At 71.5% G+C, this 13,492-nt stretch carries 10 protein-coding genes; 6 read left to right on the top strand and 4 right to left on the bottom strand.

All coding sequences use genetic code 11. The features are described 5' to 3' along the window. Positions 1-416: 416 nt before the first annotated feature. The gene (gene dnaJ / locus ACH4XV_RS13800) at positions 417-1,550 is read right to left on the bottom strand and encodes a molecular chaperone DnaJ (RefSeq protein ID WP_078977376.1); all 1,134 of its coding nucleotides are present in this window, start codon (positions 1,548-1,550) and stop codon (positions 417-419) included. A 2-nt stretch (positions 1,551-1,552) separates the two neighbouring features. Then, positions 1,553-2,569, bottom strand: a complete 1,017-nt coding sequence (hrcA, locus tag ACH4XV_RS13805) for a heat-inducible transcriptional repressor HrcA (protein ID WP_078979500.1) — start codon at positions 2,567-2,569, stop codon at positions 1,553-1,555. Between the two features lie 150 nt (positions 2,570-2,719). On the opposite strand from hrcA, the gene ACH4XV_RS13810 reads away from it, so the two are divergent. The 3 genes from ACH4XV_RS13810 to ACH4XV_RS13820 all read left to right on the top strand — a co-directional run bounded on the left by ACH4XV_RS13810 (position 2,720) and on the right by ACH4XV_RS13820 (position 5,603). Further along, the gene (locus ACH4XV_RS13810; protein ID WP_395789398.1) at positions 2,720-3,475 is read left to right on the top strand and encodes an MBL fold metallo-hydrolase; all 756 of its coding nucleotides are present in this window, start codon (positions 2,720-2,722) and stop codon (positions 3,473-3,475) included. 29 nt (positions 3,476-3,504) lie between these two features. Next, positions 3,505-4,335: a DUF3097 domain-containing protein gene (locus tag ACH4XV_RS13815; RefSeq protein WP_395789400.1), complete on the top strand. Its 831-nt coding sequence runs from the start codon at positions 3,505-3,507 to the stop codon at positions 4,333-4,335. Between the two features lie 62 nt (positions 4,336-4,397). Next, complete coding sequence (locus ACH4XV_RS13820) at positions 4,398-5,603, top strand: WD40 repeat domain-containing protein (protein WP_395789402.1); 1,206 nt, start codon at positions 4,398-4,400, stop codon at positions 5,601-5,603. 81 nt (positions 5,604-5,684) lie between these two features. On the opposite strand, the gene ACH4XV_RS13825 is transcribed toward ACH4XV_RS13820, so the two are convergent. After that, positions 5,685-6,254, bottom strand: a complete 570-nt coding sequence (locus ACH4XV_RS13825) for a Uma2 family endonuclease (protein ID WP_395789404.1) — start codon at positions 6,252-6,254, stop codon at positions 5,685-5,687. A 116-nt stretch (positions 6,255-6,370) separates the two neighbouring features. Next, entirely contained in the window at positions 6,371-7,264 is an 894-nt protein-coding gene (locus ACH4XV_RS13830; protein ID WP_395789406.1) for a phenylalanine 4-monooxygenase, read from the bottom strand. Positions 7,265-7,561: 297 nt separating this feature from the next. Here ACH4XV_RS13830 and ACH4XV_RS13835 point away from each other — a divergent pair, with 297 nt between their 5' ends. Genes ACH4XV_RS13835 through ACH4XV_RS13845 form a run of 3 tightly spaced genes read left to right on the top strand, consistent with a single transcriptional unit; the run spans position 7,562 to position 13,441 of the window. Then, complete coding sequence (locus ACH4XV_RS13835; protein WP_395789408.1) at positions 7,562-9,607, top strand: dynamin family protein; 2,046 nt, start codon at positions 7,562-7,564, stop codon at positions 9,605-9,607. Continuing rightward, positions 9,604-10,704, top strand: a complete 1,101-nt coding sequence (locus ACH4XV_RS13840; protein WP_395789410.1) for a hypothetical protein — start codon at positions 9,604-9,606, stop codon at positions 10,702-10,704. The genes ACH4XV_RS13835 and ACH4XV_RS13840 overlap by 4 nt, the downstream gene beginning before the upstream one ends. A gap of 43 nt (positions 10,705-10,747) precedes the next feature. Beyond that, complete coding sequence (locus ACH4XV_RS13845; protein ID WP_395789412.1) at positions 10,748-13,441, top strand: dynamin family protein; 2,694 nt, start codon at positions 10,748-10,750, stop codon at positions 13,439-13,441. Positions 13,442-13,492: the final 51 nt, after the last annotated feature.

Here is a 13,492-nt window from a genome sequence, read left to right on the forward strand (position 1 = left end):
GTGGTGGGCCGCCGCCGACTCGGACCGGCCACCCGCAGCCGACAGCGCAACGCGAGCCGGAAGCACCCGGCTCACTTGGAAAGGTGCCCCGGGGAACACGGCCCGAGCGCCCTCTCGCTCCCCGCCCCCGCTGCCGGCCGGTTTTCGCCGAGCAGCGCATCCGCCACGCCGACGCCCCGGAGTACCCGAGCCCCGCACGCCGGCCGGCTGCGGCTCAGCCCACGGCTCGGGGCGGCCTCGGCGTCGCTCGGTCGAGGCGTGCCGTGACCGCTTCGCGTTGTCGGGCGCGGTCGGATTCAGCCCGTCCGGCGTTTGAGGGCGCTCGCCGCAGGCGGCCCGAGGGCGCCGGACGCGGCCGAATCGCAGCCCGTCCGGCGCCTGAGGACGACGTCACGACGCGCCGTCGCGCCCGCCCGCTACCGGCCGTTGAAGGCGTCCTTCAGGCGGGAGAACAGGCCCTGTTGGCCCGGTGTGAATTGTCCCGACGGGCGTTCCTCGCCGCGTAGTTTGGCCAGGCGGCGGAGCAGTTCCTCCTGCTCCGGGTCGAGCTTGTTCGGCGTTTGCACCTCGACGTGCACGACCAGGTCGCCTCGGCCGCCGCCGCGCAGGTGGGTGATGCCCCGCCCGTGCAGCGGGATCGACTGGCCCGACTGGGTGCCCGGGCGGATGTCGATCTCCTCCGTGCCGTCCAGCGTCTGCAGCGGCACCTTCGTGCCGAGCGACGCCGCCGTCATCGGGATGGTGACCGTGCAGTGCAGGTCGTCGCCGCGCCGCTGGAAGGTGGCGTGCGCGACCTCGACGATCTCCACGTACAGATCGCCCGCCGGGCCGCCGCCGGGGCCGACCTCGCCCTCGCCCGCGAGCTGGATCCGCGTACCGCTGTCCACGCCCGCCGGGATCTTGACGGTGAGCGTGCGCCGCGCGCGGATGCGGCCGTCGCCCGCGCACTCGGGGCACGGGTGCGGGACCACGGTGCCGAAGCCCTGACACTGCGGACACGGCCGCGACGTCATGACCTGGCCCAGGAACGACTTGGTGACCTGGCTGACCTCGCCCCGCCCGCGGCACATGTCGCAGGTCTGCGCCGTGGTGCCCGGAGCCGCGCCCTCGCCGTTGCACGTGTTGCACGTGACGGCGGTGTCCACCTGGATCTCCCGGGTGGTGCCGAACGCGGCCTCTTCGAGGGTGATCTCGATCCGGATCATCGCGTCCTGGCCACGGCGCGTGCGCGAGCGCGGTCCGCGCTGGCTGGCCTGGCCGAAGAACGCGTCCATGATGTCGCTGAACCCGAAGCCGGCCTGGCCGAAGCCACCACCGCCCCCGCCGCCCCCGGAGGACAGCGGGTCGCCGCCGAGGTCGTACATCTGACGCTTCTGCGGGTCCGAGAGGACCTCGTAGGCGTTGTTGATCTCCTTGAACCGGTCCTGCGTCTTCGGGTCCGGATTGACGTCCGGGTGCAGCTCCCGAGCGAGCCGGCGGAAGGCCTTCTTGATTTCCTCCGGGGTGGCGTCGCGCCGTACCCCGAGGACCTCGTAGTAATCGGTAGCCAACTCTACGACTCCGCGAGGATCTGTCCGACGTACCGTGCCACGGCGCGCACCGCTCCCATCGTTCCGGGGTAGTCCATCCGGGTCGGCCCGAGTACTCCGAGCTTCGCCAGTGTTTCCTGCCCACTGCCGTATCCGACGGCGACCACCGAGGTCGCGGCCAGTCCTTCGTGCATGTTCTCGTGTCCGATCCGCACGACCATGCCCGGGTCGGTCGCCTCGCCCAACAGCCGCAGCAATACGACGTGTTCCTCGAGTGCTTCCAGGACCGGGCGGATCGTGTTCGGGAAGTCCATGCCGAAACGGGTCAGGTTGGCCGTCCCGGCCAGGACGACCTTCTCTTCCTTGTGCTCGACCAGGGTGTCGAGCAGGGTGGCCAGGATGTCCGCCACGATCGGCCGTTCCTCGGCGGTGAACGGCTCGGCGAGATCCTGGACCAGCAACGGCACATCGGCGAACCGCTTGCCGGTGATGCGGCTGTTCAGCCGCGCCCGGACGTCGGCGAGCAGGTTCTCGCCGACCGGGCCCGGCGTGTCCATCACCCGCTGCTCGACCCGGCCCGTGCTGGTGATCAGCACCAGCATGACCCGGGTGGGCGCGAGGGTGAGCAACTCGACGTGCCGGATCGTCGAGCGGGTCAGCGACGGGTATTGCACGACGGCGACCTGATGGGTCAGCTGCGCGAGCAGCCGGACCGTACGGCCCACCACGTCGTCCAGGTCGACCGCGCCGGCCAGGAAGGTCTGGATCGCCCGGCGCTCGGCGCCGGACAGCGGCTTGACGCCCGCGAGGCGGTCGACGAACAGCCGGTAGCCCTTGTCGGTGGGCACCCGGCCGGCGCTGGTGTGGGGCTGCGTGATGTAGCCCTCCTCCTCCAGCGCGGCCATGTCGTTGCGAATGGTGGCCGGGGAGACCCCGAGGTTGTGTCGGTCCGCGAGCGCCTTGGAGCCGACCGGCTCCTGGGTCGCCACGTAGTCCTGCACGATGGCACGCAGCACGTCCTGTTTCCGATCGTCGAGCATGGTGCGCACCTCCCTGACCCGTTCTTCCACCCGTTGCCGTGTCGCGTAGGCGGTGGTTCGTCCCACTGGTTGGCACTCCGTCCCGCCGAGTGCCAGTGTACGGGTCACCCGATCCGGACCGTACCCCTGCGTCCGTGCCAAGGTTGACGCATGCTACGCGCCGAACAGCCGAAACACGCCACGTGGGAGCCGATCGGGCCGGGCGTACTGCGTCGTCGGTTGCCCGGCCTCGAACTGAATGTGGCGGTCGTCACGGGGCGGGACGGGATCCTGCTCGTGGACACCGGTTCGCACGACCACGAGGCCGCCGACATCCTGGCCTCGCTGGCCCGCGAACTGCCCGGACACGGATTGCCCGACCGGGTGGTCGCGGTGGTGAACACCCACGGTCACTTCGACCACTGCTACGGCAACGACGAGGTGCTGCGCGCCTTCCCCGACGCGGAGATCTGGGGCCACGCGGACCTGCCGCGGTATCTGGAGCGGTGGGCCGAGGCCGGGCGGGCGAGCGGCATCCACCACGGGTTCGACCCGGAGCTGATGCGCGCGGCGCGGATCGTGCCGCCGACCCGCCCGGTGTCCACGGGCACACCGGTAACGGTGGATCTGGGCGGGCGCGAGGTGGTGCTGTTCGCGCCCGGCCGTGGACACACCGACCACGACGTGGTCGTCCACGTACCGGACTGCGGCGTGCTGATCGCCGGAGACATCGTGGAGGAGAGCGGGCCGCCGGTCTTCGGCTCGGACGCGTTCGCCGCCGAGTGGAGCGATTCACTGGCCCGGGTGCGGGGGTTGCACGCGAGTGTCTGGCTGCCCGGACACGGCGCGGTCGTCGACGAGGAGTTCGTGATCCGGCAGAACCGTTGGCTGGCCGAGGTGGCCGCCGGGCGCGTCGTACCGGACTGACGTACCGTCACCCGGCTAGCGTCGTGGTCATGCGCAGTTATGGACCCGAGTCGCTGATCCCGGGATGGAAGAAGGACAAGCCCGTCCCCGAGGTCGCGGCCGACCGCGATCTGGTGGTGGAGGAGGCGTCCACCGGCTTCTGCGGCGCGGTGGTCCGGGTGGAGAAGACCCCCGAGGGCTTCACCGTCACGCTGGAGGATCGGCACGGGCGGCTGCGGGTGTTCCCGATGGATCCGCGCGGGTTCCTGATCGACGGCGAGGTGGTCACCCTGGTCCGACCGGCCGCCCCCGGTCCGGCCCGTGCCCCGGGGCGCACCGCGTCGGGCTCGATCGCGGTACCGGGCACCCGGGCCCGGGTCGCGCGCGCCGGGCGGATCTACGTCGAGGGCCGCCACGACGCCGAGTTGGTCGAGCGGGTGTGGGGCGACGACCTGCGGATCGAGGGCGTGGTCGTGGAGTATCTGGAGGGCGTCGACGATCTGCCGGACGTGGTCCGCGAGTTCGCGCCGGGCCCGGGTCGCCGGCTCGGCGTGCTGGTCGACCACCTGGTACCGGGCTCCAAGGAGAGCCGGATCGCGGGCCGGGTGAGCGGTGACCACGTGCTGGTGGTGGGACACCCCTATATCGACGTCTGGCAGGCGGTACGCCCCGCCTCCGTCGGCATCGCGGCCTGGCCGGACGTCCCGCGCGGCGTCCCGTGGAAGGAGGGCGTCTGCGCGGCCCTCGGCTGGCCGGTGAATCCGCCCGCGGCCTGGCGCCGCATCCTCGCGGCGGTCGACTCGTACCGCGACCTGGAACCGGCCCTGCTCGGGCGGGTCGAGGAACTCATCGACTTCGTGACGGCGCCGTCCGAGGGGTGAGGCCCCGGTCGACGCGATGGCCGGCCCGCACCGCGCGCGACCTGCGGCGCTACCGTACGGCGATGGCGCAGGAAGAGATCACCCTCGTATTGCCGGACTCGGCGGGACCGAAGTATCGGTTGTTCGGCGTCTTCGACACCACGTTCGTGCGGTCCGCCCGCTCGGGTGATGGGGCGGCCCGGGAGACGCGCAAGGATTTCGCCGACCCGGCCGCCGCCGTGATCGCGCTGCGCCGGGAGGTGGGCAAGGCGATGCGCGCGGGGTTCGTGCGACTGGGCGGGGCCGAGGACCCGGTGGTGCTGGAGTTCATGCCGCCGGGCAAGACCTCGTCCCGGGCCGTGGACCTGCATCCGGACGGGCGCACCGTGCTGATCGCCTACGACGGCGCGATCCGGCTCGTGGACGTGGCGACCGGGGTCCGCCGCACGGTGCACGCGGTGCCCGCGGCGGAGCGGCCGGCCGGCATCGACACCGCGCTGTTCGACGCGACCGGATCGGCCGTGGTCTACACCGTCGGCGGCTCGACCCGGCGACTGGACCTGGGCACGCTGTACGAGGAACCACTGGCCGATTACCGGCAGTTCGAGAACGCCCTGTTCAATCCGCACATCGTGCAACCGTCCTGGGACGCGGCCCGGAAACGGCTGGTGGTCTTCGACGCCGACGACCGCGTGCGCGTCCTGGACGCGGCCGGCGCCCCGGTCTGCGAGGTGTCCACCGGATCGCCGACCACCGAGTGCCGGGGCGCCGCGCTGTCCCCCTCGGGTCGGCTGCTCGCGGTGTGGCGGGTCAGTCGCGGGCTGGTGTACGGGCATCGGGACGCGAGCGGCGATCCGACCAACGAGGTCGAGGTGTGGGACGTGGACACCGGCCGCCCGGTCGCGCGGGTGCCGCTGGAGTGGGAGATCGGCGACCTCGGCTTCGATCCGAGCGAGACGTTGCTCCTGGTCAACCGGGGCCGGGTACACGGGCCGTTCGCGATCTCGATCGACACCGGCGAGCCGGCCTGGCACCTCGGTGATCCGCACCACCCGAACGGCTGGGCGACCTGCTACGCGTGGGTTTACTCGCCGGACGGCCGGCGGATCGCGGTGGGCGGTCGTCGTACGAGCGCCCTGTGCGTGTACGACGCGGAACTGCGCGAGCGCGACGCCGTCGCCCTCCCCGGCCACGACGAACAACGCGTCCGCCGCCTGGCCTTCTCCGCCGACGGAACCCTCCTGGCCACCGGCGGCGACTTCGGCCGGGTCTTCGTCCGCCGGGTGTAGGGCATCCGCCCGGGCGCGCCGAACAACCCGTCGGCTTCGACACGGCGCCACTCGAACGGTGACGCCCGAGCCCATGGTTCGTCAGACGAATCTGCTGGTGCTCAACGTCATCGAGAACGGCGCGGGAAGATCGATCTGCTTACCGAAGGGACCGGTGTGACCCTCCAGGTAGTCGTCACCCTTCGGCGTCAGGAAGAGCGTGACCTTGCTCTGCTCTCGATCCACCAGCAGGTACAGCGGAATGCCGCTGCGGGCATAGGCCCGTCGTTTCTGTTCACGATCGAAGCCGGCGCGATACGACGTCACCTCCAGGACCAGGGCAACCCCGGCGCACGGCATCCACGATTCGGCGTCCAGGAACAGGTCCAGGTCCTCGGGCGCGAACGTGCCGTCCGGGATGACGTGGTTGCGGGCGAGTCCCCCACCGGCGGCCACCACCAATCCCTTGCCGCCGGAGAAATCCATCGGCACGGCCGATCCGCTGAGGATCTGGCGAACCACCGCGCTGATGATGCGCTCGTGATTCCCCATCGGCGGTGGTGTCACGACGATGTCCCCCTCGATGAACTCGGCGCGGAAGCCCAAGGGGGTGTCCAACGCCAGGAAGCCGTCGAGCATGACGTCTTCCTGCGCGGGGATCTCGTGTGCCATGACAGACATTCTCAACCCCTTCCGTAGTCGAGGCGAGCATAGGGACGCGTCGTGCGGGTGACCCGAACGTTTCCGTTCCGGTCACCCGCACGGGTGAACGACTACGTGAAGCGGCGTTACGGGGTCTTCGCCGAGGCCGACAGGGCGGCGATGGAGTCGTCGGTGCAGTCCGCCCAGAAGGTGCCGACGACGTCTTCCAGCTGGGTCATCGAGTGGGCGGCGTACAGGATGTCCTGGTAGTGCGTGATGTCGTATTGCATCGTGCCCATCGCGACCAGGTCCAGGTCGCGGATGTCGACGGTGCGGAACTCGCGGATCTCGCCGTAGGAGGACAGGATCCCGGCGCCGTAGGCCTTGAGCGCGCCGCCCTCGTGCATGACGCCGAATTCGAGGGTGAACCAGAAGACCTTGGAGACGAACTCCAGCGCCTCGCGGCTCTCCACCCGGCGGGCCGCCTCGCCCGCGACCCGGTACAGCGCCGCGAAGCGGTCCGAGGCGAGCATGTTGGCGTGGCCGATCACCTCGTGCACGACGTCCGGCTCGGGGGTGTACAGCGGCACGCTGTGGTGGCGGATGTACTGCGTGGAGTGGAAGTAGGAGTCGGCCAGCGACCCGTAGAAGTCGCGCAGCGGAACCAGGCCGGCCGCGGGCAGGTAGCGGAAGCCGGTGAGCGGCTGCAGCGCCTCGCTGACCTCCTCCAACTGGGGGATCCGCTCGGTCGGCAGCTTCAGGCGCGCGGCGCCGTCCAGGTAGTCCGCGACCGCGTACTCCGCGTGCGAGGCGGACAGCTCGCGGGAGACCAGGCGCCAGACCTCGTGCTCCTCGTCGGTGTACTCGACCTCCGGGATCGGGTCGCCGCGGTGGTGGTCCAGCGCCAGCGCCGCGATCCGGTTCCGGCGTTCGCGGTAGACCGCGTCCGCGAACCCCGGGTGGCTGCGCGACAGCTCGACCTCGACTCCGCCGTCGGCCCTACGGGTGACCGGGGCCAGATACTGGGCCTCCTCGAACATGCCATCTCCTGATCGCATCGGAATCGACTCGCCGGACAAGTCGCGGCACCCACGCAACCAGTATGCGCCGTTTTCATGCCATTCAGACCGATCGGGTCGGGGGCCACGGCAACGGGAATCAGCTGCGAGGGATCGCCTCGACGCCCTCATCGCATCATCCGGACGGGCGTCACACAAGGGGCACAGGGGTGCAGACGGCCGCGTCGAACGCACCGTCCACAGACCGAGACGGGATTCCCGCGCGCGTGACAGGATCGCCCGTACATCGGGGAGGGCACCGTCGAGAGGGGGCGCGCGGTGGTGGATTCACACGGCATCGCCGGGGATCGGGCGAGGCGACGCGAGGTGGTCGAGGCACTCACCGAGACCTCCGACCATCTCGACTTCGCACTGGCGATGGTCCGCCGCATCGTCGGCGACCAGGAACGGCTCGGGGAACTGACCGCCCGCATCCGCGAGATCGAGACCCGGCTCCGGGACGACCGCTACTACCTCGCGGTGATCGGCGAGTTCTCGGCCGGCAAGAGCACCTTCGTCAACGCGCTGCTGGCCGACGACCTGCTGCCCACGTCGGCGCTGCCGACCACCGGCGCCGCGACCAGGATCACCCACGGGGAGGAGTTCTCCGTCGAGGTGCGCTTCACCGGCCACGGGATCCGCTACGTGTACCCCTCCGGGCGCTACACCGGGGCGGACAGCCCGCTCGGCCGGATGCTCGCGCACCTCGCGCCGGACACCCCGATCCCCGAGGACACCGCCGGCATCCTGCGCCTGCTCACCGCCGACGAGGCGATCGCCCCGCGGGTGCAGAGCCTGGAGGTCCGCCACCCCGCGCCGGCGCTGCGCGACGGCCTGGTGATCATCGACACGCCCGGAACCAACGCCCGGGCAGGTCACACGGAGATCACGCGCGCGGTGATGCGCGACGTCGCCGACGTGGCGGCCGTACTGACCGCGTCCACCTCGCCGTCGCCGGTGTCGCTGACCGAATTCCTCACCGATGCGCTCGATCCGGGGCAATTGCGCCGCTGCATCATCCTCGTCACCAAGATGGACCACATCGACGAGGACGAACGGGACGATCTGCTCGCCCACGTCCGACAGCGGTTCGCCCGGATGCTCGGTGTGCCCGACCCGGTCCTGGAACCGGTCGCCGCCGAGCCGGTGGTGCGACTGGCCACCGGACGGCCGCTGCGCGGCCCCGAACAGGAGCACTGGGCGGAGGAGTTTCCGCGCACCGTGGCCCGGCTGCGCGACCTGATGCAGCGCCAGCGCATCGTCGCGGTCTCCGACCACCTGCTGCGACTCCTCGAGGACCTGCTCGACGAGTTGCGCCGCGAGGTGACGCTGGCCGAGCAGCGGCTCGACGCCGAGGAGGCGGAGCTGGCCGAGGCGCGGATCGCCGACATGGCCGCCTTCGTCCGGGCCCAACACGGCGAGACCGCGCGCCTGCTCGGCGCCGGCGCCCAGCGCGCCCAGCAGGCGGTCGGTGGCATGGCCCCGCAGTGGTGGGGCTACACCCGGGACGAGATCGATCGGGCCCTGGAGCGCGCGAACACCCCCGACGAACTGCGCGCGGTACTCGCCGAACAGGCCCCCGAACTGATCCGGCGCGGCCTGCCCCGGATCGGCGACATCGTGCAACAGGCGGTCACCGGCGCGCTGTCGACCGCGGCCGAGACCGCGCGCGCCGCCGCGGACACCGCGTTCGCCGCCGCCTACGCCCGCCTCGGCGCGGTGGCCCGACCAGCCGGATCGGAGGCGGTCACGGTGCTGACCGGGCATCAACTCGCGGACGCGGCGATGCGCGCGTACGAGAGCTCCGTCACGGGGGTGACCCAGCAGATCCGGGCCGTCCGGCTCGACCCGACCGCGCCCAAAACCCCGGGCGCGCGGATCGGCGGCGCCCTGGACCAGTGGTTCGGCGGCACCCGCAACGGCTCCCAGAGCGTCCCTCCCGGACGGATCGGATTCGGCGGATTCATCGCCAAAGTGGCCGATTCGTTGTCATCCACCGACATGACGGCCCTGCGGAACCACGCGCGCACCGAAATGCATCAGACACTGCGAACCGTCGCGGACGGTTTGTCCGGACAGATCGACGAGGCCGTGCGCACGGCCACCACGCACTACTCGCAGGACGTCTCGCGACACGTGGACCGCTACCGGGCCACCTACGAGGCGACGGTCGCCGAACTGGTGGCCGAACACCAACGCCGTGAGGATATTCTCGCGGCTCGCAGAAACCTGTTGCAGGACGCGGACAGGCAGACGGAACGGCGTCGCGCCACGGTGAACAGCCAACGCGAACGCCTCACGCACCGGGGGGATTTCGGCAGATGAGCGACTACACGCACGACGACGACCTGTTCGCGGTGGTCTCCGACGACACCATCGACACAGTGGACACCGCCGTCGGGGCGGCGCCACTGTGGGAGACCGACGCGACCGGCGGATCCATCGGCACCTACCCGAACTCCACCCTTCCGTACACGGATCCCAACTTCGATCCGCTGCACGACCCCAACTACGACCCGTTCCAGGCGGACAGCGACGGCGACGGCAAGGTCGACGCGTGGGACCCGAAGGCGTTCGACCCGACCGACGGCAACCAGCCCACGCCCAGTCAGCAGTGGCACGACGACCAGGTCAACAACCCGTACCTGGACCCGTACGGCGACCCGTTCACGGATCCCTACGGCGACCCGTACGGCAGCGACCCGTACGGCGATCCGTACGGCGACCCCTACGGCTCCGACCCGTACGCCGACCCGGCCTCGTACGACCCGAGCACCTACACCGAGGCGACGCCCGCGTCGTGGGGCGCGGTCTACGACGATCAGGGCAACTGGACCTACCACGCGCCGGACTGGGCTCCGGAGCAGTTCCATGGCACCGGCGACCCGGTCGGCGACGCCAAGTACTGGCACCAGCAGGCCGGCAACACCAGCTGCGCGGTGGTCTCCCAGGGCATGATCCTGGAGAAGCTCACCGGCATGCCGATGGACGAGAACGCGCTGGTGACCGAGGCGCAGCAGGCGGGCATCTTCGACCCCGCCACCGGCACCATGACCAGCGACATCGGCAAGCTGCTCGAAATGCACGGCGTGGACACGGACATGGTCCCGGGCGCCGACATGCGCCAGATGCTCGACGCCCTGCAGAAGGGCGACCAGGTGATCGTCGCCCTCGACGCGCAGGAGATCTGGTCGCCGCTGCACGACGCGACCACCGGCGCGCCGCTGGAGCAGGACCCCACGATGGGGCACGCGGTGTGGGTGACCGGCGTCGACACCCGTCCCGACGGGTCGACGTATGTGCTGCTCAACGACCCGGGCGCACCGTTCGGCAAGGTCGAGCCGATTCCGCTCGCCGACTTCGTCAACGCGTGGCAGGACCGGGACACCACGATGATCGTGGCCCACCCCACGCACGCCTGATCGTTCGACACCACCACACATTCGACGGGAGTAGGGACCACACATGTCGTTCGATCGTGAACACGTGCTGCGCCAGGCCGCGCAGGTACAACCACGCCGCCGTCCGGGCGTCGCGGGTCTGCTGAGCGGGATCCACCGCAGCGACGAGCTGCGCGGCTGGATCACCATGGAGTCGGTGGCACTGCCGCCGGTACCGGAGCGGACCGCCGACGGCTGGACGTTGTGGAGCCTGATCGGGGTCGGCAAGGCCACCCCGGGACGGCGGGAGCTGCCGATCCACCCGGTCTGGGGCGCGGTCCAGTGGGCCTGGCCGAGCGAGAACGTGCTGCGGCACGTCAAGCTGAGCGAGCTGCCCGAGGTCGCCGCATCGGTGGAGAGCACCATCTCGGACGTGTCCGCCTGGACGTTGTCGATGCAGCCCGACGCGCTGGCGGAGCGGGCCCGCTTCTTCCAGTCGCTGGGCCGATTCCTGGCCGACCCGGAGGCGGACGCGCGCGGCGGACCGAAGATCCTCGCCGGGCTCTACGCACGGGTGATGCCCGTCGGGGCGGTGGCCGCGTATCACCGGCTGGTGCCGTCGACCGCCTCGTGGCTGCGCGCGGGCGCACCGCGTGAGGCGGGCGCGCGGCGCGACTCGGGCGACTCGCCCACCGGCCGACCCGGCCCGTCGGGGCAGACGGCGGACCGGAGGCAGGCCCCGGCTCCGGGTCCGCGCCCGGCGGGCGACGACTCTTCCGGTACAGCGGGGCCGAACCAGGGGTGGGCGGGGCGCCTCGGGGGCGGGCCCGGCGCGGGTGGTGCGGGCGGCGCGGGTGCGCCGGTCGCGCCTCGGCCGCCGGCGCCGCGGCCGGCCACCGAGGCCCCCGCCGCGCCGGTGTCGGCTTTGCCGCCCGCCCCCGCTCCCGCTCCCGCCGCAGCACCCGCCGCCACGCCTCCCGGCTCGGTGACGAGCCTGGTCCGGCAGGCGCCCTCGGCGACCACGCTCGGCCGGCGGATCAACGACGCACACACGATCGCCACCGACTTCGGCCTGGACGCGATCGCCGCCGAGCTGGACCGGTTGCGGGCGCGGATGCGCCGACCGGGGCTGCGGATCGCGGTGGTCGGCGAGTTCGGCCGCGGCAAGACGTCGCTGATCAACCGGCTGCTCGGCGCCCCCGTGCTGCCCGAGGGCCGGCACACCCCGGTGCCCCTGGTGGTCGTGGCCGGACCCGAGCCGCGCCTGGAGTTGCAGTTCGCCGACGGGCGCGCCGAGCCGCGTCCGGCGGTGGCCGCGGCCTGGGACGAGGTGTATCGGCTGAGCGAGGACCACGATTTTGAGGCACCCCGCCTGGTCGGCGTGCGCGTGCTCGTGGCCGAACCCGAACTGGCCCGCCTGGACGTCGAGTTGGTGGACACCCCCGGCGTCAACGCGGGCCGGGGCAAGGGCGAGGACGCGGAGGACCTGGACCGCCGGACCGAGGACCTGGTCCGGCGTACGGTCGCGGCCAGCGACGCGGTGCTGATGGTGGTCTCCGCGAGCGCGCCGCTCGGCCTGTCCGAGACCGCGTTCCTGGAGGAGGAGGTGATCGCCCGGCACGTGCCGCGGATCACCGTGGTGGTGTCCAAGCTGGACACCGTCGACGAGGACGAGCGCGAGGACATCGTCGACTACCTCGGCGGCCGGGTGCGCCGCATCTCGCCGACCCTGCAGGTACTGGCCGGCCCGCATCGCGAGGACGCCTCGCCCGCGGCCGGCGTGTACGCGCGGATCACCGAATACACCACCTCCGGCGGCCGGCGCAGCATGCGCTCGCGCCAGACGGCGGGCCAACTGCTCGCGCTGCTCGACGAGATGGCGGGCCTGGGTCGGGACGGACTGGCCACCGCGGCGCTCGGCGAGGCGGAACGGCGGCGCGCCGTCGAGGAGTCCGAGGTGGAGATCGACCGCATGGCCGGCGAATGGGGCCGGGTCCGGGTCGAGCTCCAGCAGCGCCGCACGCAGACGTCGGAGAAGTTCCGCGAGCACCTGCAACTCTCGCGCGGCGACCTGTTGGACACGCTGCGCTACGAACTCGAGCGCGCGCCCGACTCCCGGACCTGGTGGGAGCGCGATCTGCCGTTCCGACTGCGCCGCGAACTGACGGCGCTGGCCAAGAAGTTCGAGGCCCAGCTGCACTCCAGCGTGCAGGCCGACGTGCAGTGGCTGGACGCGAAGATGAAGTTGCACTTCGGACGCGGCAGCGGCTACCGCCTGGAGAAGGTCGAGCAGTTGTCCACCGAGTTCGAACTCGGCGAGGCGGAGTCGTTGGGCCTGAAGGACCTCAAGAGCCGCAAGCTGGCCTGGCGGATCGGCCCGACCGGTCTCGCCGTGCTCGGCGCGCTGCTGATCCCGCTCACCGGCGGCGTCGCCGCGCTGCCGATGGGCGCGAGCATGGCGGCGTCGGCGGGCGGCATGGTGCTCGGCGAGGTCAAGTCGACCTCGCTGACCGAGGCACAGCGCGCGCAGGCGATGAAGGCCCTGGAGCCGATGGTCGAGGAGGTCCTCGGCGGCTTCTCCGAGGAGGTCTCCAAGCGGCTGCACACGCTGTACGCCGGAGTGATGGACGAGGCGGTGCGCGGCCAGCGGGCCTGGCGCACCGATCGGCAGACCGCGCTGGCCAAGGTCGGCGCCGATGGACCCGCATGGCAGGATCTGGTCTCGCGCAGCGAGCAGCTCGGGGTTCAGCTCAACACCATGCTGGGCGCCAGAGGCTAGTGCCGGACGCCGATGCCGGGACCGAAACAGGTCCCGGCATCGGGCAGCCGT

Origin of the sequence: Embleya sp. NPDC020630, from assembly GCF_044334985.1 — a bacterium.
GTDB lineage: Bacteria > Actinomycetota > Actinomycetes > Streptomycetales > Streptomycetaceae > Embleya.